The organism is Microbacterium lushaniae (assembly GCF_008727775.1).
Classification (GTDB): domain Bacteria; phylum Actinomycetota; class Actinomycetes; order Actinomycetales; family Microbacteriaceae; genus Microbacterium; species Microbacterium lushaniae.
On record NZ_CP044232.1, the window covers coordinates 1,009,326 to 1,035,495 of the forward strand.

General features: G+C 69.5%; 21 protein-coding genes. 11 read left to right on the forward strand and 10 right to left on the reverse strand.

Going from position 1 to position 26,170, the window contains the following annotated elements:
• Positions 1–3: 3 nt before the first annotated feature.
• Genes F6J85_RS04625 through F6J85_RS04645 form a run of 5 tightly spaced genes read left to right on the forward strand, consistent with a single transcriptional unit; the run spans position 4 to position 6,044 of the window.
• The gene (locus tag F6J85_RS04625) at positions 4–1,782 is read left to right on the forward strand and encodes an ABC transporter ATP-binding protein (protein ID WP_150924029.1); all 1,779 of its coding nucleotides are present in this window, start codon (positions 4–6) and stop codon (positions 1,780–1,782) included.
• 2 nt (positions 1,783–1,784) lie between these two features.
• Positions 1,785–2,990, forward strand: coding sequence for a glycosyltransferase (locus F6J85_RS04630; RefSeq protein WP_150924030.1), 1,206 nt, complete (start codon positions 1,785–1,787; stop codon positions 2,988–2,990).
• Positions 2,991–3,043: 53 nt separating this feature from the next.
• Positions 3,044–4,306, forward strand: coding sequence for a glycosyltransferase (locus F6J85_RS04635; protein WP_191906755.1), 1,263 nt, complete (start codon positions 3,044–3,046; stop codon positions 4,304–4,306).
• Entirely contained in the window at positions 4,306–4,734 is a 429-nt protein-coding gene (locus F6J85_RS04640) for a hypothetical protein (protein ID WP_150924032.1), read from the forward strand. The genes F6J85_RS04635 and F6J85_RS04640 overlap by 1 nt, the downstream gene beginning before the upstream one ends.
• Positions 4,731–6,044, forward strand: a complete 1,314-nt coding sequence (locus F6J85_RS04645) for a glycosyltransferase (RefSeq protein ID WP_150924033.1) — start codon at positions 4,731–4,733, stop codon at positions 6,042–6,044. Before F6J85_RS04640 ends, F6J85_RS04645 begins: the two co-directional genes overlap by 4 nt.
• Positions 6,045–6,152: 108 nt before the next feature.
• On the opposite strand, the gene F6J85_RS04650 is transcribed toward F6J85_RS04645, so the two are convergent.
• Positions 6,153–7,238 (reverse strand): glycosyltransferase family 4 protein, encoded by a 1,086-nt coding sequence (locus F6J85_RS04650; RefSeq protein ID WP_150924034.1) that lies wholly within the window; start codon positions 7,236–7,238, stop codon positions 6,153–6,155.
• Between the two features lie 78 nt (positions 7,239–7,316).
• On the opposite strand from F6J85_RS04650, the gene wecB reads away from it, so the two are divergent.
• Entirely contained in the window at positions 7,317–8,384 is a 1,068-nt protein-coding gene (gene wecB / locus F6J85_RS04655) for a non-hydrolyzing UDP-N-acetylglucosamine 2-epimerase (protein ID WP_150924035.1), read from the forward strand.
• Positions 8,385–8,402: 18 nt separating this feature from the next.
• On the opposite strand, the gene F6J85_RS04660 is transcribed toward wecB, so the two are convergent.
• Positions 8,403–10,352: a cell wall-binding repeat-containing protein gene (locus F6J85_RS04660; protein ID WP_150924036.1), complete on the reverse strand. Its 1,950-nt coding sequence runs from the start codon at positions 10,350–10,352 to the stop codon at positions 8,403–8,405.
• A 129-nt stretch (positions 10,353–10,481) separates the two neighbouring features.
• Here F6J85_RS04660 and F6J85_RS04665 point away from each other — a divergent pair, with 129 nt between their 5' ends.
• On the forward strand, positions 10,482–11,774 hold the full coding sequence (locus F6J85_RS04665) for a nucleotide sugar dehydrogenase (RefSeq protein WP_150924037.1): 1,293 nt from the start codon (positions 10,482–10,484) through the stop codon (positions 11,772–11,774).
• A gap of 1 nt (position 11,775) precedes the next feature.
• Here the strand turns inward: F6J85_RS04665 and rfbD are convergent, their stop codons facing one another.
• The 4 genes from rfbD to F6J85_RS04685 are packed head-to-tail and all read right to left on the reverse strand — an operon-like array spanning position 11,776 to position 15,697.
• Positions 11,776–13,188, reverse strand: coding sequence for a dTDP-4-dehydrorhamnose reductase (gene rfbD, locus F6J85_RS04670; protein WP_191906797.1), 1,413 nt, complete (start codon positions 13,186–13,188; stop codon positions 11,776–11,778).
• Positions 13,189–13,190: 2 nt separating this feature from the next.
• Positions 13,191–14,192 (reverse strand): dTDP-glucose 4,6-dehydratase, encoded by a 1,002-nt coding sequence (gene rfbB, locus F6J85_RS04675; protein ID WP_150924039.1) that lies wholly within the window; start codon positions 14,190–14,192, stop codon positions 13,191–13,193.
• Positions 14,192–15,061 carry a glucose-1-phosphate thymidylyltransferase RfbA gene (gene rfbA / locus F6J85_RS04680; protein WP_150924040.1) on the reverse strand — a complete coding sequence of 290 codons (870 nt, stop codon included), beginning with the start codon at positions 15,059–15,061 and terminating at the stop codon, positions 14,192–14,194. The genes rfbB and rfbA overlap by 1 nt, the downstream gene beginning before the upstream one ends.
• 12 nt (positions 15,062–15,073) lie before the next feature.
• A complete protein-coding gene (locus tag F6J85_RS04685) occupies positions 15,074–15,697 on the reverse strand; it encodes a histidine phosphatase family protein (protein WP_150924041.1) in 624 nt (207 codons plus the stop codon).
• Positions 15,698–15,822: 125 nt separating this feature from the next.
• Here F6J85_RS04685 and F6J85_RS04690 point away from each other — a divergent pair, with 125 nt between their 5' ends.
• The gene (locus tag F6J85_RS04690; protein WP_150924042.1) at positions 15,823–16,686 is read left to right on the forward strand and encodes a decaprenyl-phosphate phosphoribosyltransferase; all 864 of its coding nucleotides are present in this window, start codon (positions 15,823–15,825) and stop codon (positions 16,684–16,686) included.
• 4 nt (positions 16,687–16,690) lie between these two features.
• Here F6J85_RS04690 and F6J85_RS04695 read toward each other — a convergent pair whose 3' ends face one another.
• The 4 genes from F6J85_RS04695 to F6J85_RS04710 are packed head-to-tail and all read right to left on the reverse strand — an operon-like array spanning position 16,691 to position 21,057.
• On the reverse strand, positions 16,691–17,659 hold the full coding sequence (locus tag F6J85_RS04695) for a GDP-mannose 4,6-dehydratase (RefSeq protein ID WP_150924043.1): 969 nt from the start codon (positions 17,657–17,659) through the stop codon (positions 16,691–16,693).
• Positions 17,656–18,639: a GDP-mannose 4,6-dehydratase gene (locus F6J85_RS04700; protein ID WP_150924044.1), complete on the reverse strand. Its 984-nt coding sequence runs from the start codon at positions 18,637–18,639 to the stop codon at positions 17,656–17,658. Before F6J85_RS04700 ends, F6J85_RS04695 begins: the two co-directional genes overlap by 4 nt.
• Positions 18,640–18,692: 53 nt before the next feature.
• Positions 18,693–19,823 carry a glycosyltransferase family 4 protein gene (locus tag F6J85_RS04705; protein ID WP_150924045.1) on the reverse strand — a complete coding sequence of 377 codons (1,131 nt, stop codon included), beginning with the start codon at positions 19,821–19,823 and terminating at the stop codon, positions 18,693–18,695.
• A gap of 4 nt (positions 19,824–19,827) precedes the next feature.
• Positions 19,828–21,057, reverse strand: a complete 1,230-nt coding sequence (locus F6J85_RS04710; RefSeq protein WP_150924046.1) for a lipopolysaccharide biosynthesis protein — start codon at positions 21,055–21,057, stop codon at positions 19,828–19,830.
• Positions 21,058–21,194: 137 nt separating this feature from the next.
• On the opposite strand from F6J85_RS04710, the gene F6J85_RS04715 reads away from it, so the two are divergent.
• Genes F6J85_RS04715 through F6J85_RS04725 form a run of 3 tightly spaced genes read left to right on the forward strand, consistent with a single transcriptional unit; the run spans position 21,195 to position 26,167 of the window.
• Positions 21,195–23,216, forward strand: a complete 2,022-nt coding sequence (locus F6J85_RS04715; RefSeq protein ID WP_191906756.1) for an arabinosyltransferase domain-containing protein — start codon at positions 21,195–21,197, stop codon at positions 23,214–23,216.
• Entirely contained in the window at positions 23,213–24,208 is a 996-nt protein-coding gene (locus F6J85_RS04720; protein ID WP_150924048.1) for an arabinosyltransferase C-terminal domain-containing protein, read from the forward strand. The genes F6J85_RS04715 and F6J85_RS04720 overlap by 4 nt, the downstream gene beginning before the upstream one ends.
• A 27-nt stretch (positions 24,209–24,235) precedes the next feature.
• Entirely contained in the window at positions 24,236–26,167 is a 1,932-nt protein-coding gene (locus F6J85_RS04725; protein ID WP_150924049.1) for a DUF6541 family protein, read from the forward strand.
• Positions 26,168–26,170: the final 3 nt, after the last annotated feature.

The window sequence follows — 26,170 nt, forward strand, 5'->3', positions numbered from 1 at the left end:
CCCATGAAGCTCATCGCCTCCACCCTGCGACGGCTGATGCCGTATCTCCCGGCGTCGGCGCGCCGGTTCCTGCTCTGGTACTGCGGCGTGACGGCGGTCCTCGCCGTCGTCGACGTGGTCGCTCTCATGCTCCTCGCGCTGACCCTCGCCGCGGCAGCGGCGGGCAACACCGTGAGTCTCCCGATCGTGGGCACGGTGCCCGAGAGCGCCGTGCCGTGGATGATCGTCGTGTTGTCGATCCTCGTGGTCGGTAAGTCTGCGGCCAACGTGGGTCTGCAGTGGATCGCGACGCGGAGGTTCGCCTCCTACGAGCTGGCTGTCGGCGGACGCCTCTTCTCCGCCTACATCCGCGCCCCCTGGACCGAGCGCCTCGGCCGCAATACGGCCCAGATCGTGCAGATGGCGGACACCGGTATCGCGAATGTCATCGCGGGCTTCCTGCTGCCTATCACCACGCTCCCTGGGCTCGTCGTGACCTCTGTCGGTGTCGCGGGTGTCATCGTCTTCGCGCAGCCGCTCACAGCGCTCATCACTGTCGTTTACCTCGGCGGCATCGCCGCGCTGCAGTACGCGGTCCTGGGGTCCAAGACCCGGCAGGCGGGCCGCGTTGCGCGGGACTCCGCGCTTAAGGTCGCCGCACTGATCTCGGGGATGGTCGCCTCGCTCAAGGAGATCACGCTGCGGGGCAAGGCAGACGAGGTGGAGGCGGTCGTCCGAGACCAGCGCGCCTTGACGTCGCGGGCTCGCGCCAACGTCAGCTTCCTCTCGGCGGTACCTCGATTCGTGTTCGACGCGGCCATCATCGGCGGTTTTCTCCTCACCGGCGGTCTCGCGTTCGCGTTGGATGGAATGGAGGGGGCAATCGCGGCGATCGCGCTGTTCGGAATCGCTGGATTCCGTCTCGTGCCTGCGCTGACCGGATTCCAGGCGGTGATCACCCGCACCGTCACCGCAGCGCCGTATGCGGATGCCGTGATCAGCGACATCGAGACGAGCGAGGAATATCTTCGGGCCCAGGAGCATCTCGGTAAGCAGCCGCTTCCCCGAGCCCCACGGCTGCTGTCGTTCCACGATGTCGGCTTCACCTACCCGAAGGCCGCGGTGCCCGCGGTATCTGGCGTCACGATCGACATCCCGATGGGCTCCACCGTGGGTATCGCCGGCTCTTCGGGGGCCGGCAAGTCGACGCTGGTGGACCTGTTGCTTGGACTCATCACTCCCACCGAGGGTGTGCTCACGATCGACGGATTGCAGCTGGAAGATGTGCTCGGGGCGTGGCGCTCGCACGTCGGCTACGTGCCGCAGGACGTCACGCTCTTCGATGGAACGATCGCGCAGAACATCGCCCTGACATGGGGGAAGGACGTGGATCTCGAGCGGGCCGAGCATGCCGCGCGCCGCGCGCAGCTGTGGGACGTGATCCAGCAGCGTGAAGGTGGCCTCAGTTCGCGCGTGGGCGAGCGGGGGCTCACGCTCTCCGGCGGCCAGCGTCAGCGGTTGGGCATAGCACGGGCGCTGTACTCCGACCCGCTGATCCTCGTCCTCGACGAGGCGACGAGCGCTCTGGACACCAAGACAGAGTCCGATGTCGCCGCCGCGATCCAGGGGCTGCAAGGTCAAGTCACCGTCATCGCCGTGGCGCATCGACTGTCGACGATCCGCTCCTTCGACCAGATCCTGTTCATGAAGGAAGGGCGCGTCGAGGAGTCGGGGTCGTTCGACGAGGTAGTGGCGGCGAATCGCGAGTTCGCGCTGCAGGCGCAGCTGGCGGGTCTGGTGTGAGGGTGCCAGCCCTCACCGCGGGCCTGCAGTCGAAGGGCCGCATCGCCGCACGACTGCTCCGCGCACGACTGCCTGAGGCCCTGAGCGTGCGGTTGCTTCCTCGCGCATCGCGCTATGACCCGGCGAGCGTGCCGCCGCCGGTGACGGCGCCGGAAACCCCGGTCAGGCTCTTCATCGGACCGGCGAACTTCGCTGCGCAGGGCTACGCCTGGGCGCGCGCAGCCGAGCGGCTGGACGGGGTCGGTGCCGTGAACATGCAGTACCGCGGGCATGCCGACTACGGCTTTCCCGCAGACTACGCCGTAGCCGAGTCCGTCTGGAGCTTCTCCAGGAAGTGGGGGACGCGCCAGCGCGACGCGGTGGGGTACGGGTTCACGCACGTGCTGTTCGAGGCTGAGCGTTCCTTGTTCGGAGAGGCATTCGACAAGGTCGTCGCGAGGGAAGCCGCGTGGTTGCGACAGCGGGACGTCGAGATCGGCATGGTGTGCCACGGGACGGACATTCGCCTGCCCAGCCGCCATGTCCAGCTGGACGAGTGGTCACCGTTCCGTCACGCCGATCCGCAGTGGGTCAGTGCGCTGGAAGCTCGGGCGCGCGCCAACCACGCGATATTGGATCGTGTGGGCGCGCCGGTGTTCGTCTCCACTCCTGAGATGCTGCTCGACCGTCCGGAGTCGACATGGTTGCCGATTGTCGTGAACCGGCGTCGCTGGGCGACGAACGCACCCGTGCTCGAGCGTTCCGTCCCCATCGTGCTGCACGCCCCGACCAATCCACTCGTGAAGGGCACGAATCTGATCGAACCCGTGGTGCGCGCGTTGCACACCGCCGGCGAGATCGACTATCGGCGCGTGGAGAAGACCCCCGCCGACGGGATGCCGGGACTGTACGCGGACGCGGATGTCGTGCTGGAACAGTTCGCGCTGGGCATGTACTCGGTCACATCCGTCGAGGCGATGGCTGCGGGCCGGCTCGTCATCGCGCATGTGCACGACCAGGTGCGCGACCACGTGCGAGAGGTGACGGGGTTGGACGTGCCGGTAGTGTCCGCGACACCGGCGACGCTGGGTGCGGTGCTGCGCGATGTCCTGGAGCGGCCTGATCATTATCGCGAGATCGCCGCCCGCGGACCGGCGTTCGTGGCCGCCGTGCATGATGGCGCGTACTCCGCCCGCGTCCTGTCCGCGTTCCTCGGAATCCAGTCGTGAGCCGGCACCTTCTGCTCACGGCCTGGGCCTTCCCGCCGGCGCGCACTTCGGGAGTGCACCGCGCCGCCGGCATCGCGAACGCCTTCGCTGCTGAAGGCTGGGAGGTGACCGTGCTCGCTGCTCCGGAGCGAACGTTCACCGACAATGCGATGGTCGACGGCTCGCTCCTCGCGGCAGTGGATGAGGGTGTCAGGGTCGAGCGTGTGCCGTTCTCGGCGCAAGCGTACGACAACGACGTGGCAGCCTGGTCGCCATTGCGGGCACGTCACCCGGAACTGTGGAACAGCCTGCGGCTGGCGCGTGAGCGCCGCGTCTTCCCGGAGCCGGGGTTCGGGCTGTGGAGACGGGAACTGGAGCGCGCCGCCGAGCGCGTACACTCTGCGCGCCGTGTCGACCTCGCCATCGGGACGGCCAACCCGCATGTGGACTTCATCCCGGCGAGCCACCTCAAGCGCCGCCACGGGGTGCCCGCGATCATGGACTATCGCGACGCCTGGAACATCGACGTCTTCTCCGGCGGGGATCGTGTGTCCGCGACGCCGGCCGAGCGCCGCTGGGAGCGTGAACTCATGGCTGAAGCGGACCGCATCTGGTTCGTCAACGAGCCGATCCGCCGCTGGCATGCCGAGCGCCACCCCGAGCATGCGGACCGGATGCGCGTCGTGGCCAACGGCTTCGATGTGACCGCCGGTCGAACCCCGGCGGTGCCGTTCCGCCCGCCGACGGACGCACTGACGTTCGGCTACGTCGGCACCATCAACTTCGGACAATTTCCCGCTGAAGCGCTCTTCGCCGGATGGGCGCTGGCACGGGAGCGGGATCCTCTCATCTCGCGGTCGCGCCTCGTGCTTCGCGGACACCTCGGGCGCACCGGTGTCGCAAGCGAGGAACTGCAGAGTCTGCTGGATGCCGCGGCCGCACAGGGCGTGAGCTACGAAGGTCCGGTCGCCAAGGCTGATCTCGCCGATGTGTACGCGCAGTTTGACGCGCTCGTGCTCGCCCTGGCGAGTGGGCCGGGCGTGACCAGTGGCAAGGTCTTCGAATTCGCCGCGACCGGGTTGCCGGTCGTCTCCGTGCACGATCGCGAGAGCGCCGCGACGAGCATCATGAGCTCATCCCCTGTCTGGACCCCGTCAGCATCGCTATCGGCTGAGGATGTGGCGGAGGCCCTGTCGGAAGTCGGGCGGCGCGCCCTGGCACAGACCCCCGAGGACCGTGCGGCGGCGATCGCCTGGGGCGCGCAGTGGGAACGCGGCAAACAGTTGGCAAGTGGTGTGGCCGATGCCACGGCGCTCGTAAATGAGAGGAAGACCTGATGCACATCGTGGTCCTCGCCCCTTCTGCGGGCTTCGACGAAGGGTCGCTGCCCGGACTCCCCGACGGCGCGCGGGTGACCCTAATTGCGGGGGAGCAGTCGGCCGGATCCCAGGCCGAGACGATCCTGCTGCCGCTTCATGGCGGGCTCGCGGCGCGTCTGCAATCGCTCGCGTCCCGGTCGATGCCCGGGCGCATCCTGATCCGGCTGACGCCGCTCGATGGCGGTGCGACGTTCTGGCGGGCGACACGCTCCGTGCCGTCCGCCCGCGCAGCTATCCGCACCGCCGACGTCCTGGTGGCGGCGGAGCGCGACGCCGCATACGCGGCGTGGCGGTGGGCGCGAGCCGCACGCCAGGCGGGTCGCGATCTGCCCACCGTCTATGGTTACCCGGCTGCGCGCGCGGCGGTCGAGCGGCTCGCGCGATGACGGCCCGCAAGCCGCACCTGCTCTATACGGCCTGGAGTTTCCCGCCGAGCCGTGCGGGCGGCGTCTACCGAGCGCTGGCGACGGTGAACGCCTTCGCCGACGCGGGGTGGGATGTCACCGTGCTGACCGTCCCGCGAACCATCTTCGTCGATTCCACCGGTGCGGACTTCCGCCTTGAGGAGCAGATCCGAGCCGAGGTGCGGGTGGTGCGAGACGAGCCGCACGTGCCCGCGTTCGAGAACGACATCGCCCGGTGGCCCCGCGCGCGGGCGCGTCACCCCGAGCTGTTCAAACTCGCCGACATACGCAAGGACTTCCGGCACTTCCCGGAGCCGAACTACGGTCGCTGGCGGCCGTCGCTCGAGGGCGCCGCGGAGCGGATCCATGCCGCGCAGCGGGTCGACCTCGCGATCGGGACCGCGAACCCGCATGTCGACTTCATCCCGGGTTGGCACCTGCACCGCCGATTCGGCGTGCCCTACGTCATGGACTATCGCGATGCCTGGCAGCTCGATGTATTCACGGGGCGCAAGCTCATCACCGCACTGCCCGTGGTGAATCGCTGGGAGGCGAAGCTCATGGCGAATGCCCGAGAGGTGTGGTTCGTCAACGACGCGATCAGGCAATGGCACGGGCGGCAGCATCCGGAGTCCGCAAGTCGAATGCGCGTCGTCGCCAACGGGTTCGAGGAGTACGGCTCTCCGCTGACGGTCCCGGTGCGCGCCGGCCGGGAGCAGGGCCTGGTGTTCGGGTACATCGGCACGATCACGGACAAGGTTCCATTCCGTGAGCTCGTGGAGGGGTGGGCCATCGCTCGGGCCCGCGGCGGCGCGATCTCGAGCGCGCGACTGTCGCTGCGCGGCTACCTCGGCCACTTCGGCACTGTCAGCGAGCAGCTCCAGGCTGCCCTCGAGCGGGGACGCGACCTCGGCATCCGCTACGAGGGCCCGGTGAGCAAAGCCGACATCGCCGACGCCTACGCCGGCTTCGACGCACTCGTGTTAGCGCTCGGCACAGGCCGATACGTCACGAGCGGGAAGGTCTACGAATACGCCGCGACCGGAATGCCGGTGGCCGCGATACATGACCCTGGCAACGCTGCGACGGATGTGCTCCAGGGCTCACCGGTCCATGTGCCAGTTGCAGAGGTGACGCCCGAGGCCATCGCCGATGCACTGGAGGAGACCGCGCGCCGTGCGCTGGATCAGACGCCGCAGGAGCGGACCGCAGCGCAGGAGGCCGCGTCGCGATACTCGCGGAGCGCTCAGCTCACGCCACGGATCGAGGCGCTGCGTCCTGCGTGCACATAGCGGGACGTGTCGCGGCGCGTGCCGGTGAGCGGAGCACTGACGGGAACCTGCCTGAAGGCGCAGGCGGGCGCCTGCGCGAGGCCGGAGAAGAGCTGATGAGAGGAGTCGTCATGGGCGCGCCACCCCGGTGGCGTATCGGTACGCTCGGTCGTACGCTTCAAGCACGCGATCGGGTGTGAAACGGTCACCGATCGTCGCAGCCACCCGCGACGGTGCGATCTCGTTCCGCTGGTCCCACACCTCGAGCACGGCGTCGGCATATGCTTCAGGCGACCGTGCGGCGACGAGTCGGCCGTTCTCACGCGTGATGTATTCTCGTTGGCCGCCTCTGGCGCCGAGCACGACCGGCCGTCCGTGCGTGATCGCTTCCAGCGCCGACAGGCACAGGGTCTCGCCGCGCGTGGGCAGAAGGAAAACGTCTGCCGCATCCAGGGAATCGGCTACGCCTGAGGCATCCCTCGATCCGACGAATCGAACCTGATCGTCGGGCTGGGCGGTCGCCTCAAGCTCGGCGCGCAGCGGGCCATCCCCTACCCAGGTCAGGCGAGCCTGGAAGCCTCGTTGGTGGAGGGTACGCACGGTGTCACGCGCCAGTGCCGGATCCTTGCCCGCTCCCAGGCCGCCGACGGCCACCAGTTCGATCACCCGGCCCGAAGGTCGCGGCGTCAGTGTCGTGGGTTCGACCACCGACGGCACCACGTGCACCGGGCCGCGGCGGAAGTGGCGGACGCGCTCCGCGAGGTGCTCGCTCACGGCCGTCACGACGTCGGGACGATCGAGCATACGGCCGGTAGCGCCAACGGCTAGACGGCCACGCCACGGCAGCCCTCCGGTGTCGCCGATACCTGACCAGTGCTCACTGTGCACCCACGGGAGGCGCGGGCGGCGCAGGGCGAACGGGTAGAGCGCGGGGAAGGCCTGTGTGTGGACCAGGTCAACGCCGTGCAGCGCCGCACCGACCGCTCCCGCGGCTAGGAAAGGGCCGATTGGAGGTGTGGTCGGCATCGGCACGCGGGTGACTCGGAGAGCGTCCGCGGCGTTCGCCGGATCCGGCCCGCCGTCGTCCCCGTGTACCAGGTGAAGAACATGAACGTCGTGGCGACGACTGATCAGCAGGGCGTCTCGGCGGACAAACGATCCGGCGAAGGGGACGTGGGCCGAGGGGTACCAGCAGGTCACCATGAGCACACGCACCCGCCAACTCTATGGGGCGGACCTGGCAGAGTACTCGTTGCCGGAGCAGGGGCAGACGCGCCCCTAGACTTGTTGCCCGTGAAGATCGTCAGCGTCGTGGGCGCGCGCCCGCAGTTCGTCAAACTCGCCCCCATCCACCACGCTGCGCAGGCTTCAGGTGTCGACCACGTCATCGTGCACACGGGCCAGCACTACGATCCGATGCTGTCGGACGTCTTCTTCGAGGATCTCGGCATCGGTGCGGCAGACGTCCACCTCGGGGTGGGCAGTGGTTCGCACGGTGTGCAGACCGGCGCGATGCTCGCCGCCCTCGACGCTGTCTTCGACGCCCAGCAGCCGGACTGGGTCCTCGTGTACGGCGACACGAACTCGACCGTTGCGGCGGCCCTCTCCGCCGTCAAGATGCACCTGCCGGTCGCGCATCTGGAAGCGGGGCTGCGCAGTTTCAACAGGCGGATGCCGGAGGAACACAACCGTGTGATGACGGACCACGCGGCTGACCTGCTCCTCGCCCCCACCCAGGTCGCCGTCGATCATCTCGCGTCCGAGGGCCTGGGCCCGCGGACGGTGCTCGTCGGCGACGTGATGACCGACGTGCTCTTCAAGGTGCGTGATCAGGTCGCCGGCCGTCCCTCGCCCCTCGCCGCCGAACTGGGGTTGTCTGCGGGGGCCTACTACGTCGCGACGATCCACCGTGCCGAGAACACGGACGACCCGGTTCGCCTTGCCGAAGTGGCGTCCGCACTGGCGGGACTCGACAAGCCAGTCGTCCTTCTCGCCCACCCGCGCGTGGTCGCGAAGGCCGCGGCCCACGGCATCCAGCTCACCCAGGGGTCGCTGCTCGCGCACGCGCCGCTGGCCTACCCCGACCTCATCGCGTCCGTGCTGCACAGCGCGGGCATCGTCACGGACTCCGGTGGTCTGCAGAAGGAGGCGTTCCTCCTGCGTGTGCCGTGTACGACCGTGCGCACCGAGACGGAGTGGGTCGAGACGGTGGACCTCGGCTGGAACGTGCTCGCCGGCACCGCCCAGCAGGTCGCTGCCGGCGCGCGGCGCCCCCGTCCGGCGGACACCGACGCCGCACCATACGGCGACGGACGCGCAGCGGAGCGCGTCGTGGCCGAACTCCTCCGCCGCGCCAGGTGACGAGCCCAGCGCGACGGATCACTCGGCGACGAAGGTGAGGGGATCCGGCTCGAAGAACGGGTCCGCCATGCGTGCGCTCTGGCTCCAATCGCGGCGCAGAAGGTTGGCCCAGTCCGTGAACCGGGCGTCGCCGGTCAGTCGCGCGAGGGTGTCCAATTGCCAGGAGTGGATGAGGTGGTAGCGCCAGTTCTGCCACGCACTTGAGCCGCACTGCGGAGCCCAGCAGTAATAGGACACCTGACCGGGAATGCGGATCTTCGGCATGACCGTGAGCACGGAGGTCGCCGCGCCGTCGAGGTAGCGACGGGCTGTACTGTCTGCGGTCAGCTTCCAGTAGTCGTAGACGCCGAACAGCGCGAAGATGTGGCCGTTGAGCACCCGGAGCGGTGGCAGATTGCCTGCGTACTCCTCGAACCAGAGCAGGTTCTGGTCGGTGACCGTCGTCCAGGGCTCAGCAACGGACTGAGGCTGTTGCAGCCCAGCCCACGTGTGGTCGGCGGCGGTGCGCCAGCCAGTGTCCCCGGTCTCTTCGAAGAGCCGGACGAACAGGCTCAGCGCTTCCCCCTGCCCCATTGCCGACCACCAGGGCGCCTTCAAAGTCTGCCCATTCGCATTGCGCCAGTCGAAAAGATACGGGAAGTGCCACGCGTCGCCGCGATCGGTGTGGATCTCCACGAGGCGCTGCGCGTGCCGGAGCGCCCTGTCCAGCCACACCGTGCCGCCGGTGTTCTGGTATTCGATCAACGCCGACAATCCATACTGCGCGTACGCGACCGGATGGTCTGCACGCGAACCGCCTGGCCCGAAGTTCATCACCCGCAGCCCGGTTGCATCCAGCACGATGCCGGGGTCGTGGACGTTGACGGGCGGGCGGTCCAGGTAGGGCGCGTCGGTGGTCGTCGAGAACGCCCAGTGGGTCGTCGCCCACGAGGGGGCCGGGGGAGCGGAGTCACCGCAGCCGGTGTTGCGCGCCGCGGCGTCGGAGACGACCGCGGTGCCACCGACGACGACACGTGGCACGGTGCTGGCCGCGGCGATGGCGGTCCGCGGGGCGAGTGGCACGCAGGTGGCGCGGGACAGGTACAGGGCAGCACCGGTCTGGGCCGCCACCGCCGCTGCAGCGAGCGCGTCGGGGAAGTCCTGCCCGGTGGTGACGAAGATCGTCGTGGGTTCGTTCGCTCGGAGCGCCGCTGTTATGGCCGCGGCGGTGTCGTAGCGCGTCGCGCCTCCGTAGCGGCGAACCGAGAGCCCCGCGGTACGCAACTGTTGCTCGATACCGATGCTCACTGCACCGTGGCCGCCGGCGAGCCAGATCGTCCGCGCCCCGCTGCTCTGGATGAGCCCCGTGGTGTCGGTGTCGAGCGTGGCCTTGTCTCCGTCCACGAGCAGGGCGGGGATCTTCCGCGCGCCGGCCGCAGCGCCCGCTGCCAGGGCGTCGGCGTACCCGCGACCCGTGGCCAGAATCATCTCGGTGCTGGAGGTGAAGAAGCGGCTAACGATCTTGCGTGACGTCTCGTACCTGTTGATTCCGTGGATGCGTTCAACTGGAGCGATGGTCGCGAGCTTTGCTCTGACGCTCTCCGACACCACCGTCGGACCACCTAGAACGTAGATGGTGTCCGGCGCGAGACGCCGGATCTCCGTCATCACCGTCTCTTGTATCCATGTGGATGGCGTCAACAGCACCGGTCCGCCGATGCTGCCCGTCGCGGCGGCCGCGCTGAGCGCGTCGGGGAAGTCTGCCCCAGTGGCGACGAAGACGGCGTTCTGGCCCGGCGCCAAGCGCTTGCTGAGCTCCACGGCCGTCTCGTACCTGCTCTGCCCGGCAACGCGGGTTACCGCCGCGCTCGCAGTGGCGGTCTCTCCGATCGGCTGCTGAGCCGAGGACGCGGGCGGCACGCTGAGGAGACCCAGGGCGAGGGTCAGCGCCGTTGCGGCGGCGGCGGTGCGTAGCGGGACGAGACGCATGACGACTCCTTCGACGTCGCGGGCGGTTGCGTTCACACGCTACCGGTTGGGACGATCGGACCCCAGGTGTCGGGTTGGTGTCGCCGCCGCACCGCGGAGCGACCCACGCCGCACGCCTAAACTGGACCCATGCGCATCGCCGTCGTGGCCCTCGGAAAGATCGGGCTCCCGCTCGCCGTCCAGTTCGCTGATTCCGGCCATGAGGTCATCGGCGTGGACGTGAACGTGACCACCGTCGCGGAGATCAACGCCGCGCGCGAGCCGTTCCCCGGAGAGGCGCACCTCCAGGAGAAGCTGACCGAGCTCGTCCCCGCCGGTCGCCTGCAGGCGACGACGGACTACGCCGACGCGATCCCCGGTGCCGACGCCGTCGTGCTCGTGGTGCCGCTGTTCGTGGACGACGCGACGTGGGAGCCGGATTTCGCGTGGATGGATGCTGCCACGCGTTCGCTGGCGCAGCACCTCACCCCGGGAACCCTGGTCTCGTATGAGACGACCCTCCCGGTGGGCACGACGCGCAACCGCTGGAAGCCGATGCTCGAAGAGGGTTCCGGGCTCACCGAGGGCACCGACTTCCATCTCGTGTTCTCGCCCGAGCGTGTGCTGACGGGTCGCGTGTTCGCGGATCTGCGGAAGTACCCCAAGCTCATCGGCGGCCTCTCGGATGCCGGTGCGCAGCGCGCACGGGAGTTCTACGAGGCCGTCCTCCAGTTCGACGAGCGAGTCGACCTGCCCCGCCCGAACGGGGTGTGGGATCTGGGCAGTGCGGAAGCAGCCGAGATGGCCAAGCTCGCCGAGACCACGTACCGTGACGTCAACATCGGGCTCGCCAACCAGTTCGGCCTCTTCGCGGCGGAGCACGGCATCGACGTCTACCAGGTCATCGAAGCGTGCAATTCCCAGCCCTACAGCCACATCCACCGCCCGGGGATCGCCGTGGGCGGGCACTGCATCCCCGTCTATCCGCGCCTGTACCTCGCGACCGACCCCGGAGCCGACATCGTGCGCACGGCTCGGCTCCTGAACGCCTCGATGCCCGAGCGGCTGGTCTCCCAGGCCGCCGACCTGCTCGGCTCGCTCGACGGCCTCACGGCGGTGGTGCTGGGGGCGGCGTACCGGGGCGGCGTGAAGGAGACCGCCTTCTCCGGCGTCTTCCCGACGGTGCAGGCGCTCGCCCAGCGCGGCGCTCAGGTCCGCGTCCACGACCCGCTCTACAGCGACGACGAACTCCGCGCGATGGGCCTGGAGCCCTATCGCGTGGGCGAGTCCGCCGATCTCGCCATCCTCCAGACCGACCATGCGCAGTACCGCACGCTGTCGGCCGCCGATCTCCCCGGCATCCGGCTCCTGGTCGACGGACGCAACGCAACGGACGCCGCCGCGTGGGCGGGCACGCCGCGCGTCGTCGTGGGCGTCGGCTGACCTACCGCGCGAGGTAGGCGGCCAGGGCCATCGCGCCGGCCGAGGGACGGAATCCCGTCGCCTCGATCCGGCTCAGGTCGAGCACGCTGTTGCGCGGACGTGGGGCGACGGGGGCAGCGGCATTTGCGAAGTACTCCTCCGTGGAGACGCCGGTCACACGCTGGGGGTCGTGTCCGGTGAGCGCGAAGACGCGGCGCGCGATCGCGGCCCACGACTCCGGATCGCCGGATGCGGTCAGGCTGTAGGTGCCGTACGCCGGTCGCGTGGTGAGGAGGTGGAGGATGCCGCGGGCCAGATCGTCGGTGAACGTCAGGCGCCCGATCTGGTCGTCGACAACACGGGGGTCGACGCCCTTCTCGGCCAGGGCCGCCATCGTCCGCACGAAGTTGCCTCCCTCGCCGATCACCCAGCTGGTGCGGAGGATGAAGTGGCGGGGCACGGTGGAGACGATCGCGTCGCCGGCCGCCTTGGTCTGCCCGTACACACCGAGCGGCGACACCGTGTCGTCCTCGGTGTAGGGGGTCTCCTTCGTGCCGTCGAAGACGTAGTCGCTGGAGACGTGGACGAGGGTGATCCCGTTGGCCGTGGCGATCCGAGCGAGATTGGCCACGGCTGTGACGTTCGCAGCCCACGCCTCGGAGCGGCCCTCGGGGGTCTCCGCCTTGTCGACGGCGGTGTACGCGGCGGCGTTGATGATCGTGGAGTAGTCGCGCCAACGTCGCGCGGCGTCCAGGTCGGCGGCGGTCAGGTCGAGGTCTTCGCGCGTGGCGTACTCGATGTGCGGGTGGTCCCCGAACTCCGCCCGCAGCGCGCGCCCGAGTTGCCCGTTGGCGCCGGTGATCAGCATCCGCGCGGGCGCCATGGGCGTGACGTCGGCGAGACGCGGGTGGTTCTTGTCCTTGTCGCTGATCTGCACCTGATCCAGCGGGATGGGCCACTGGATGGCTGCCGTCTCGTCGGCGAGGTTGAGGAATGTGTATTCGGCGGTGGGCGACCAGTGGTCGTTCACGAGATACGTGTACGCGGTGTCCGGCTCCAGCGTCTGGTAGGAGTTGCCGACGCCGCGGGGGACGAAGATCGCCCGGGACGGATCCAGCTCGGTCGTGAACACCGCTCCGAAGGTCGGGCCCTCACGCAGATCCACCCAGGCGCCGAAGATGCGGCCCGTCGCGACGGAGACGTATTTGTCCCACGGCTCCGCGTGGATGCCGCGCGTGGTGCCCACCTCGTCGTTGAAGGAGATGTTGTTCTGCACCGGCCCGAAGTCCGGCAACCCGGCGGCGAGCATCTTCTCGCGCTGCCAGTTCTCCTTGAACCACCCGCGCGCGTCGCCGTGGACGGGCAGATCGTAGACGACCAGGCCGGGGATCGGGGTGGTGGTGGCGGTGAGGGATTTGCCGAACTCGATCCCCACGGTCACTGGCCCTTGGTGGCGTAGAAGGCTTCGACGCCGTCCTTGGCGGGAGCCCACCAGTCCTCATGTGCGCGGTACCAGTCGATCGTGGCGGCGAGGCCGGCTTCGAAGTCGCGGTAGTGCGGCTGCCATCCGAGTTCGGTGCGCAGCTTGGTGGAGTCGATCGCGTAGCGCAGGTCGTGGCCGGCGCGGTCGGTGACGTGGTCGTACGCGTCGGCGGGCTGTCCCATGAGGGTGAGGATGAGCTCGACGACGGTCTTGTTGTCCTTCTCGCCGTCGGCGCCGATGAGGTAGGTCTGTCCGATCTCGCCCTTGTCGAGGATCGTGAGGACGGCGGAGGAGTGGTCGTCGGCGTGGATCCAGTCGCGGACGTTCTCGCCCTTTCCGTAGAGCTTGGGGCGGATGTCGCGGATGACGTTGGTGATTTGGCGGGGGATGAACTTCTCGACGTGCTGGTACGGCCCGTAGTTGTTGGAGCAGTTGCTGATCGTCGCCTGCACACCGAACGAGCGCACCCACGCCCGCACGAGCAGGTCGGAGCCGGCCTTGGTCGACGAGTACGGCGATGAGGGGTTGTACGGGGTGGACTCGGTGAACCGTGCGGGGTCGTCCAGCTCCAGGTCGCCGTAGACCTCGTCGGTGGAGATGTGGTGGAACCGGGTGCCGTGCCGGCGGGCGGCTTCCAGCAGCGTGTAGGTGCCGACGATGTTGGTGTCCAGGAACGGCCGCGGGTCGTTCAGCGAGTTGTCGTTGTGGGATTCGGCGGCGTAGTGCACCACCGCATCCACCCGCCCGAACAGGTCGTCCACGAGCGCGGCGTCGGCGATGTCGCCGACCACCAGCTCGACCCGCTGCTCGGGCAGCCCGGCCAGCGATGCGCGGTTGCCGGCGTAGGTGAGCTTGTCCAGCACGATGACCTCGTCATCGGTGTGCTCGACGACGTGGTGGACGAAGTTGGAGCCGATGAACCCGGCCCCACCGGTCACGAGCAGACGACGCCCCATCAGCGGCCCCTCTCCAAGATCTCCAGCAGGTACGTGCCGTACCCCGACTTCACCAGCTTCTGACCGCGCTCACGCAACTGGTCGTCGGCGAGGAACCCCTGACGCCAGGCGACCTCCTCGGGAACCCCGATCCGCATCCCGGTGCGCCGCTCCATCGTCCGGACGTAGTCCGCGGCGTCCGTCATCTGGTCGAACGTCCCGGTGTCCAGCCACGCCGTCCCGCGGGGGAGCACCTCGACCTGCAGCCTTCCCGCCTCCAGGTACGTGCGGTTGACGTCGGTGATCTCGTACTCCCCGCGCGCGGACGGGGCCAGCCCCCGCGCGATCTCGACGACGTCGTTGTCGTAGAAGTACAGCCCCGGAACGGCATAGTTGGACTTCGGCTGCGCGGGCTTCTCCTCCAGCGAGATCGCCCGGCCGTCCTGATCGAACTCCACGACGCCGTACGCGGAGGGCTCGGCCACCCAGTACGCGAAGACCGCACCCCCCTCGACGTCGGTGTAGCGCGCCAGCTGAGTGCCCAGACCCGGCCCGTACAGCAGGTTGTCGCCCAGGACGAGGGCGACCTTGTCGTCCCCGATGAAGTCCGCGCCGATCGTGAACGCCTGCGCGAGGCCGTCCGGCGACGGCTGCTGCGCGAAGCTGAGGTTCACACCGAACTGCGACCCGTCGCCCAACAGGCGCTCGAAGAACGGTGCATCATGCGGAGTCGTGATCACGAGGATGTCGCGGATGCCGGCGAGCATCAGGGTCGACAGCGGGTAGTACACCATCGGCTTGTCGTACACCGGGATCAGCTGCTTCGAAACGCCCAGCGTGATCGGATGCAACCGAGTACCCGAACCGCCCGCAAGAATGATGCCCTTCACCGCATCATCGTCTCACGCAGGGGGAGGGCACCAGTAACCGACCTCGGTGAGGCGATCGTCCCGCATCTGGAACGAGGTGATGCTGGAAAGGGCGCACCGCCGGCGACGGGGGTCGTGCGCGAGACGTCGTCCCGTGGCCACGCGGTGGGTGATCCAGATCGGCAATTGATGCGAGACCATCACGACGTCGCCTTCCCCCAGAACGGCGAACGCGTTCTGCAGCTCGCCCCCCATCCGCCGGGCGACATCGGCGAACGGCTCACCCCAGGAAGGCCGGAACGGATTGACCAGGTATCGCCACGCCGAGGGGTGGGTCAAGATCTTCAGGCTCACGTCGTATGCCTTGCCTTCGAGCAGGCTGGCGGCCTCGAGCAGGCCCACCCGCTCTTCGGGCGACACGCCGAACGCCTGGGCGACCGGCTCCGCAGACTGCTTCGCCCGCACCAGGGGAGAGGTGAACAGTGCCGCGACCGGCCGACCCCGGCCGGCCAGCTCGTCGGCGGCGAGGGCCGCGAGGCGCCGGCCCCGATCGGTCAGCGGGAATCCGTCCAGCCGCCCGTACACGACGCCCCCGGGGTTGTCCACTTCGCCGTGCCGGACGAGATGAACCTGCCGGTCGGACGCGCGGGTAGTCATCGCGTAGACGATACAGGGATGGGCGCATCCTGGACGCTACGCTGAGGCACACCGACCTTGCAGGAGCAGCCATTTCCGATCCCGATCTCCTCGCGGACGAGCCCTCCGGACGCGTGACCTCTGTCATGGCTGGCGTCGCGCGGACGGCGAGGCCGCGGCAGTGGCTGAAGAATCTGCTCGTACTCGCCGCGCCTCTGGCCGCGGGCGTCCTCGTGGACGGCGACACGCTGTGGCGCATCGCGATCGCCTTCGTGGCGTTCTGCCTGGCTGCTTCCGGCGTCTACCTCCTCAACGACGCCCTGGATGCGGATGCCGATCGCCAGCATCCCATCAAGCGGACGCGCCCGATCGCCGCCGGTGTCGTCCCGGTGCCCCTCGCGTATGCCCTGGGGATCGCCCTCATGGTCCTCGGCGTCGCCGTAGGGCTGCTCGTGGGCTGGCCGCTGGCGCTCGTGGTGGGCGTGTACCTGGTGCTGCAGGTCGCCTACTGCGTGTGGCTCAAGCATGTCGCCGTGATCGACATCGTGATCGTCTCCTCCGGGTTCCTGCTGCGCGCCATCGCCGGCGGCGTCGCGGTGGGCGTGCCGCTGTCGCACTGGTTCCTGCTCGTCGCCGCATTCGGCTCGATGCTCATGGTGGGCGGCAAGAGGTACGCTGAGCTCGTCGGCGCGCATGACGGGGCGAGGTCGCGGCGGTCGCTGAAGCAGTACACCGACACCTACCTGCGATTCGTCTGGCAGTCCGCGGCGACGATCGTGATCCTGGTCTACGGCATGTGGGCGGTCACCGGCGGGCAGTACGGAACGAACACGCTGCTCGCCTATACGCTCGTCCCGTTCGTCATCGCGATCCTCCGCTACTGCCAGCACATCGATGCCGGTGACGCGGAGGCGCCCGAGGACATCGCCCTGCACGACCGCCTGCTCCAGGTGCTGGCGCTGGTTTGGGTGCTGACGCTTGTGGCGGTGCTCTACCTACCGCTGGGCTGAGGCGTCAGCGGGGCGGATCGGCCTGGTCGATGAGTGCGAGATCGTGTGCCACCATCCGCTGGACCAGGCCGTCGAAGTCCACCGTCGGACTCCAGCCCAGACGCGAACGGATGCGGGACGCGTCCCCGACCATCTCGGCGACGTCGGCGGGCCGGACGAAGCGCGGGTCGGAGACGATCAGCCCGTCCGTCGCGGCGACTCCGGCCGCATGCAGCGCCGCTTCGGCGAACTCCGCGACCGTGTGCGAGCGACCCGACGCGACGATGAAGTCGTCCGGCTCCTCCGCATCCGCGATGGCCAGGAGGGCGTCGACATAGTCCGGTGCCCACCCCCAATCGCGGCGTGCGTCCAGCGCGCCGAGGGTGAGGTGGTCCTGCAGGCCGCGCGCGATGCGCGCGGCTCCCGCGGTGATCTTGCGGGTGACGAAGGTCTCCGGGCGCCGCGGTGATTCGTGGTTGTAGAGGATGGCCGTCGATGCGAACGATCCGCGGCCGCGCCAGAGGGAGACGAGCTGGTGCGCAGCGGCCTTGGAGACGCCGTACGGGGTCACGGGGCGGATGGCGGTGGCTTCCGTCTGCGGCGAATCGGCCGCGCTCCCGAAGATCTCCGAGCTGCTGGCGAGCACCAGGCGCGCACCCTCCGTCGACGCCATGCTCTCGAGGAGGGCTGCGGTGGAGACGGTGTTGACCGCCATGGTCTCGGCCGGCCGCTCCCAGGACGCCGCGACGGAGGAGACCGCTCCGAGGTGGAAGATGTACTCCGGGGAGGCGTCGTGGACGACCCGCCGGAGCGCCTCCGCATCGTCCAGCGCGGCCGTGCGGGGTCGGACCTGGGCGGGCAGCCCGGCGGTCAGCTGATCGCCGGGGCGCGTGACGGCGGTGACCGATGCGTCCCGCTCGAGGAGCCGCTCGAGGAGGTAGGAGCCGTCTTGTCCGGTCGCGCCGGTGACGAGGACGCGCGCCCCGGGGTTCATCGGGCCTCGGCCGCAGCGTCTCGGAGGTCGGCTTCGACCATCATGGCCACGAGTTCCCGGAAGCCGACTTTCGGCGCCCATCCGAGCACTTCGCGCGCTTTGGTCGCGTCGCCGACGAGCAGATCGACCTCGGCCGGGCGCATGAACTCCTGCGACTGGTGCACGTGCGGCTCCCAGTCAGCGATGCCCGCGGCGTCGAAGGCCGCATTTAGCAGATCCCGGATGGAATGCGTCTCCCCGGTCGCCACGACGTAGTCATCGCCGTGCGGCTGCTGGAGCATGAGCCACATCGCCTCCACGTAGTCGCCGGCGAACCCCCAGTCCCGCTGCGCGTCGAGATTCCCCATCACCAGGGCGTCCTGCAGACCGTGCCGGATGCGGGCCACGGCACGCGTCACCTTGCGCGTGACGAACTCCGGGCCCCGGCGGGGGGACTCGTGGTTGAAGAGGATCCCGCTGGAGGCGTGCATCCCGTAGGACTCGCGGTAGTTGATCGTCATGTAATGGCCGAAGACCTTCGCGACGCCGTAGGGCGACCGGGGCCACAGCAGCGTGCTCTCGCGCTGGGGCACCTCCTGGACCTTCCCGAACATCTCGGAGGAGGACGCCTGGTAGAAGCGCACCGACGCCGGATCGTCACCCGCATACAGCCGGGTGGCCTCCAGGATGTTGAGCACCCCCTTGCCCGTCACATCGGTGGTGAGTGCCGCGTTCTCCCAGGAGTACGCGACGAACGAGATCGCGCCGAGGTTGTACACCTCGTCCGGCTGCGCCTCGGACAAGACCCGGACCAGGCTCGAGACGTCGGTCAGGTCACCGGTGACCAGGCGCACGTCGGGAACAGTGCGCCGCACGAGCTCGATCTTAGGGTTGTTCTGTCCCCGGATCAGGCCGTAGACGGTGTAGCCCTTCGAGATGAGCAGTTCGGCGAGGTACAGGCCGTCCTGTCCCGTGATGCCGGTGATGAGCGCGCGAGGCATGGCGTCCGCTTTCCGATGGGAACCGCCGTCCGGTGCGACGGCGCTTAAGCACCCTACCGGGTGCCCCTCCCCGCTCCTTCGAGCACCTCGTCGATGAGCTCCTGGTAGCGCTGGACGCCCCTCTCGTTGGCGAAGAGAGCCCTCGCGCGGTCCGGTCCGTCGGCGGGGAGAGCAAGCGTGGACAGCTTCCGCAGCGCCGAGGTGATCGCCGCGGAGTCACGCGGCGGCACGATGGTTCCGAAGCCGGTCTCCTGCACGGGGGTGCGCACGCCGGGCATGTCGGTCACCAGCGCCGGCACTCCGGCCATCATCGCCTCGACCTGGACGATCCCGAACGCCTCGAAGGAGTTCACGGACGTCAGCGCGAAGGCGTCGAGGGAGGCGTAGAAGTCGGGCAGGTCGTCGTCCGCGAGGAACCCGAGCATGCGGATCCGGTCGTCGCGGCCGATCGCCTCGCGCACGCGGGCGATGACCGACCCGCCGGCGATGTGGGCGAAGTCGCCGGCGATGAGCAGCCGTGCCTCGGGGTCGGACAGCGCGGTGAACCCGCGGACCAGGTATTCGATGCCCTTCTCCTCGACGATGCGCCCGAGGAAGCCGACGTGCAGGCCGTCGCTCTCACGGAACCGTCCCGTTCCGCCGCGGCGATCGTGGCACCCCGGAGGGATGACGAGCTGGTTGTGCGCGAGAGCGCGCGACACCCGCGAATGCGCCGCGTAATCCGAACTGGAGACGATCACCGCCCGGGAGTTGCGCGCCGCCGCCGTCGTCGAGGCATCCATCGCCCGCGACTGGAGACGGCCGAGCAGGGAGGGCGGCATCGCGATGTCGCACTGATACGTGAAGAGGACGGGCGTCCCCGCCCGGCGGGCCCCGGCGGCGATGGGTCCGGCTTCCAGCATCGGCGCGTGGATGTTGACCACATCCGCCGTCCGTGCGGCTCGGATCACCGCCGGCACGAGGCCCGGCGCGATCACGCCTTTGCCCAGGCGGACCCGAACGGGGAATCGGCGGACACGGACGCCGTTGATCGTCTCGGACGGGGGGAGCGACCGGTCGTGCTGCGTCGTGAGGACGAGCACGTCATGCCCTCGTGCCGCCAGCCCCTCGGCCACATCGCGCGCGACATTGGTCAGGCCGCTGACGTACGGGGCGTAGTAGTTGAGCGTGATCAGGATGCGCATCCGGTCATCCTCTCGTGAGATGCGTGCGAAGAGACAGCGCGCTGCCCACCAGCGCGGCGAGGGACGACAGCAGGAGCGCGATCGAGCAGGCGAGCTCGATCGGGAGGAAGGCCCCGGCGGCCACGACCGTCACCGCTGCCGCCCCCAGAGCGCCCGACCAGGCGAGGAGTGCCAGGCGGTGGCGACCGGCGGCGATCACCGCCTGGGTGAAGACGATGAGTCCGGCCATGCACACCACGCCCGCCACGAGGATCCCGAGGTCCAGCGGGGCCAGGGCGCGGCCGGGACCGAAGATGAGCTCCACCGCCCACGGTCCGGCCAGGTATCCCACCACCGCGCCCGCGCCAGCCAGACCGGTGACACCCAGCACGAGGGTGCGGATCGCCGCGAGCAGCCGGACGGTCTGCCCTTCGCGGAGCATGACGGTGAAGGGCGGCACGAGCATCGCCTGAACCGGCGTGATGAGGAACAGCGGCAGCCGCGCGAGCGTGAAGCTCGCTTGGAACGCGCCGGCGGCCCCGACCGGCCCCAGGGCGAAGACGATCAGCGGGGCGGCGTTCGCCAGGACCTGTGCGGAGAGAGCCTGGGGCAGGAGGGTGAGCATGGGACGGGCGAAGGACTCGCCCTCGGCCGGGTCTGGGGCGAACGGCGCGCTGCGCGGGTAGACGGCGGCGTGGGCGATCGCGATGGCCAGTGCCACAGCGACCATGAACAGGACGGCGCGCGCGGGCTGACCGATCGCCGCGACGGCGATCCCCGCGGCCAGCACCACACGCAGTGCCGCATCCACGACCAGGGCGACGGCGAACGTCACCTGGCGCCCGAAGGCCAGGAGCAGTCCGCGCGTGACGTATTGCAGCGGTGAGACGACCGCGAGTGCCGCAAGTCCCACGAGCACAGGGACGGAGACCGGGTTCTGCGGGAAGGGCAGGACGGCCGCGACGCACGCGATCACGATCGCCGCCCCGGCGAGGAGCCAGGACGTGCGCCAGGCGGCGATGGCGGTTCGGCGCGAGAGGGTGCCGTGGCGTGCCGCCAGCAGCTGCTCGGAGGGGAGGAAGGCACCGAACCCCACGATGAGTGCGAGGGACCAGAACACCGAGAACTCGTCGAACTCCGCGGCCGACAGGGACCGCGAGATGATCGCGAGGAGGGCGTAGGTGAGCACGCCGGCGACGACCGTGCAGGCCAGCGCGATGCCGGCGACCTGCGGGGGAGACGGTGGCTTCGGCACCGGGACAGGGTATCGGGCGGACACCGGCCGCGCGGACCAGGTTCTCAGGGGATGCCTGCGACAATGGGGCGGCTGCACCTGCGACCTTCGTGTCTGCTCGGCTGTCCCAGATCCGCACTCGAGAGATTCGGATGTCCGTGAGATCCCTGAACCTAGTCGCGCGGCGGCGTGGCACCGCCCTCCTGGTCGCCTCCCTCGTGGCGATCGTGGCGGGCTTCGCCCTCGCGCTCGCGCCGGTGCTCCAGAGCAAAGTCGAGGTGCGCTGGCCGCAGGCGCCCGACGACGTCCGGTCGACCGCGCTCCTTCTGGCCAACCTCACCCCGCACGCCATCGACGTGGAGTTCGACGAGGCCGCGCTGAATGCGGCCGCCGACGGCGGCGGCCTGCTGCTGTCCACGGTCCGCACAGACCGCCCCGCTGCGCGGGCGGCAGGGCTGGTCCTGGAGACGGACGGGGCGACTCTCACGGTCTCGCTGCGTCAGAGCGTGGAGACAGTGGTGATCGAGCCGGGATCGTGGCACCTGCGCTCCAGCATCGAGGGGATGACGCTCGACCGCGACGGGGAGTCGGTGCTGTCCTGGCCCACTGAGGTGCCCCCGGAGATCGACGGCCTGCTCACCGTTGTGGGGGAGCTCCCCGGGGGCGCCGAGTTCCAGGCGACGGTTCAAGTGCTCGACGACAACAACACCGTCGCCTCCCCGGTGAAGCTCGTCATCCTCGCGGTGGCCGCACTGGCCCTGATCGCCGTGGCCGTGATGCTCATCCGCGACGATCGCGCGCGGCCGCTTCGACGTGTGGCGCGTCCGCGTCGGGATGACGGCGAGGGCCGGTGGGTGCGGGTCGCCGTCGCGGCCGTCGACGTCGCTGTCGTGGGGGCGCTGGTGCTGTGGGTGTTCATCGGGCCGATGACCGCCGACGACGGCTATTACGCGGTGATGGCGCGTAACAACTCCGATGCCGGATACGTCGGCATGTACTACCAGATCTTCAATCAGACCTTCGTCCCCTTCGTGTGGTATTGGCAGTTCCTCGATCTGTGGCAGACGCTGTCCGTCAGCGCGGTCTGGCTGCGGATCCCCTCCCTCCTCGCCGCAGTGGGCGGCTGGATGCTGATCCGGTACTACGTCCGACGCCATCTGGAGGTCGCCGGAGCCGCCCGCGCCGGGCTTCTCGCCGTCGCGGGCATGGTCACCGTCCTGTGGTGGAGTGCCTTCGCCATCGGCGTGCGCCCGGAGGCGGTCGCGGCGGTCGGAGCGATGGCCGTCCTGGTACTCGTCGTCACTTCGGTCCGCACCGGCCGTGCGTTCCCCGCCTTCGTGGCCGCGGCTGTGGGGGCCCTGAGCTTCGCGGCCCACCCGACCGGCGTTGTCGCGTTCGGCCCGCTGCTCGTGGGGATCGCTCCCCTGTGGCGCGCACTGTCCGGCGACGGATGGCGGGCGGGAGCCCGTCGCACGGTCGCCGTCATCAGCGGAGGGGCGTTCGCGCTCATCGCCGCCTTCCACGACGGCGCGCTGTTCGAGGCGATCAACGGGCAGCGCCGCTTCGCCGCGGTCGAGACACCCCTGGACTGGTCGGACGAACTCGCCCGGTACGTCCTGCTGCTGGAGAACGGGCCGCAGGGAACGTACGTCAAGCGGGCGGTGGTGCTCGTCGCGCTCGTGCTCGTGCTGTGGTTCCTCATCGCGTGGGCGTGGGACCGTCGATCGCGCACGAGACTGATCGGGGACGCCGCCACCCTCATGGGGTGGACCTTCGCCGCGGGATTCGTGCTGATCTGGATCACCACGAGCAAGTGGTCCCACCACTTCGGGGCCATGGCGGTGATCGGGGCGGTGTTCGTCGCCTGGATGCTGGTGATCCTCCCGGCACGCGTCCTGGCCGCACTTCCCACCACCCGTCACCGTTGGCTCATCGCATCGATCTTCGCCGCCTCACTGATCCCCCCGTTCTGCTGGCCCTGGAGGGCCCGCAGAACTGGTTCTCCTGGAACGCCCACCTGTCGGATTGGGGACAGGCGCCGGGTGTCGGCCCTGTCCTGTTCGCACAGCCGGTGTTGTGGGTCGGTCTGGTCGTCGCGCTCACGGCGGTCCTGCTCGCCGTGTCCCGGGTCCGGCGTGAGCCGGTCCGTCTGCCGGTCCTTGCCGCGGCGGTACCCGTGACCTGCTTCGCCCTGATCGGGGTCTACATGTTCGGGACCTTCGGCATCGCCGCGGCGCGGGGACTGGACGACTTCTCCACCTCGGCGGCGAATCTGCGAGACCCGCTTGCGCGCGATTGCCTCATCGAGGACGCCGTCGCGACCTGGGACGCTGCCGACGGTGCGGTCGCGCCCGCCATCGACACGCAGGTCGGCGCCCCGGGGATGACGCCCGAGCATCTGCCGGACGGCACGCCGACCGAGCCGATTCTGGCAACCGGCTCGTCGGTGTGGACGAGCCTCCGGGACGGTGTCCCGGTCGTTGGCGCGCACGAGTCCGGCTGGTTCGATGTGCCCGCGCTCTCGGACGGGGAGCAGCTGGTCGTCGCCGTCGCCGGGCACCTGACGCGCGATGCCTCGACGAAGCTCACCCTGGAGCGACGGGACGGATCGGGCGAGATCACGACGGCACCCGTCACCGACGAGGTCGACCGTCATGGCTGGCGCACGCTGCTGCTGTCGCCACTGGTCACGGAAGACATCGAGGAGATCCGGCTCGTGGCCCAGACCAGGACGGAGCTGCCCGGGCAATGGCTCGCGGTGAGCGATCCGCTCGTCGCGCCCGCGCGGAGCTTCGCGCAGGTGTTCCCCGCCGGAAGGCCGGTCTCCGTGCACTGGCTGATGTCCTTCTGGTTCGCGTGCACGACGCCCCCGACCATCGCGAACGGGATCGTCGAGCCGCCTGCAGGCGCCACATCGTGGGGCGACTTCGCGTGGGACATGAACCCGTGGACACCGGCTCGCGGCGGGATCCTCGCTGGAGCGTCCCGCCTGGCCGACATCCGCACCCTCGCCGGCGACATGGACGGATTCGGCGAGGCCTGGGGGCGTGCGCAGGTGTTCGAGTATCCGGTGGCCGAAGCCGGGTACGAGCTCCGGGCCGAGCGTGTCCTCACCCCGGGTTGGCGAAGCGCCTTCCCGGAAGCCTCGCAGCTCGTGGTGGCCGAGAGGTGAGTCCGCTCGAGAGGGGGTCTGCGCTCCATGTGGGCTGAATTGATTCCGGGGGCCGTTGTGGCCGCACTGCTGCTGTTCGTCGTCGGCGGCGTGGTGGGGTGGGCGGGCGGCCTGCGCGGCTTCGCCCTGCTCGCCACCGCCCCGGCGCTCACCGTGGCCGTCATCGCAGTCGCGAGCGTCGTGGCGCCGTGGGTGGGCCTGGCGTGGTCGATCATCCCGGTGCTGATCGCCCTCGTCGTCGCCGCGGCAGTGAGCCGCGCCCTCGGCCGACGGCGGCCGGCGAGGCCGGCGGCGCGGTCGCGCTTCAGTCCGTGGCTGGCCGGCGCCGTCATCGCGGCAGCGGTGGCCGCCACGACGCAGGTGGTGCTGTCCATCGGGGCGCCCGACGCGATCTCCCAGACGTTCGACAACGTCTTCCACCTCAACGCGGTGCGGTGGATCCTGGATACGGGCTCGGCGTCGTCCCTGACGCTCGGGCAGATCACCGCACAGAGCGAAGGGCTCGCCTTCTATCCCGGCGCATGGCACGCGCTCGTCGCGCTCGTCGTCCAGCTGTCGGGAGCCACCATCCCGGTCGCCGTGAACGCGACGGTGATCGTCGTCTGCGCGCTCGCCTGGCCCATGGCGGCGATCATGCTCACACGCGCGCTGTTCGGCCGCACCCCCGCAGCGACGGTGGGCGCAGGACTGCTCAGCGTCGCCATGCCCGTCTTCCCGATCCTGTTGCTGGATTACGGCGTTCTATACCCGTATCAGCTCTCCCTCGCCCTCGTCCCCGTCGCACTGGCCCTCACTCTCCACGTCGTCGGATGGAGTCGGCTGCGCGACGCGGCGTCGGCGTGGCAGCGCGGGCTCCTCCTCATCGCGACGCTTGGGGGCGTCGCGCTCGCGCACCCCGGCGGGTTCGTCGCGTGGCTCGCGCTGTCGACTCCCATAGCAGCGACGCTCGGGTGGAGTTCGGTGAGGCGAGCCCGTTCCCGGCGGGCGCGCGTGCGCGTCTTCGTGGCCGCCGCCGTCTACCTCGTGGTCGGTGCGGCACTGCTGCGCATCCTGCGGCCCCCCGCCGATGCCCGCGGATGGGCAATCCAATCGTCCATGGGAGAGGCCTTCATCCAGGGACTGGTGGGCTCCGCGTGGTACGGCGTCGTGCCCGTCGTCGCCGCCCTCGCCGTCCTGGCCGGACTCTTCTTCACGGTGCGGAACCGGTCCCGCCCCGCGATCCTCGCAGCGGGGATGTTCCTCGTGGCGCTGCTGCTGTTCATCATCGTGGCAAGCCTTCCGATCATCCCACTGCGCGATATCTTCACGGGAAGCTGGTACAACAACATCCCGCGACTGGCCGCCCTCCTTCCCCTGGGGGCCGTGCCCCTGGGGGCGTACGGCATCGCGTGCTCCGCGCGCGCGGTCTCCCGCCGCATCCCGGTACCGCGTCGTCGTGTCGCTCTGCCGGTGCTCGGCGCCGTCGCGGCCCTGGTCGGCCTGGCCGCCAGCCAGGCGGCGCCGCTCTCGCCGGTGCCGGCCGCGATCGCCACCGCGCAGCGCAACTTCGACGACTCCGGAACCCCCGCGCTGCTCTCCCAGGACGAGCGCACCCTGCTGGAGCGCCTCGACGAGCACGTTCCGCCCGGTGCCGTTGTGGCCGGAAACCCCTGGACGGGGACCTCTCTCGCTTACGCGCTCGCGGATCGTCCTGTGCTCACGCCGCACCTCCTGAGTTACGAGGACGAGCGACTGCGGCAGCTGGGTGCGACGCTCGGAGCGAGCACGGCGGGCGACGACACGTGCGAACTCGCCCGCGAGTTCGGAGTGCGCTTCGTCCTCGAGTTCGGACCTGAGGAGGTCCACGGCGGCTATCACTCCTATGCCGGATACGAGGACCTCTCCGAGTCCGCCTCGATGGAACTGCGGGACCAGGTCGGCGATGCGCGGCTGTACGAGCTGGTGGGATGCGACCGATGACGG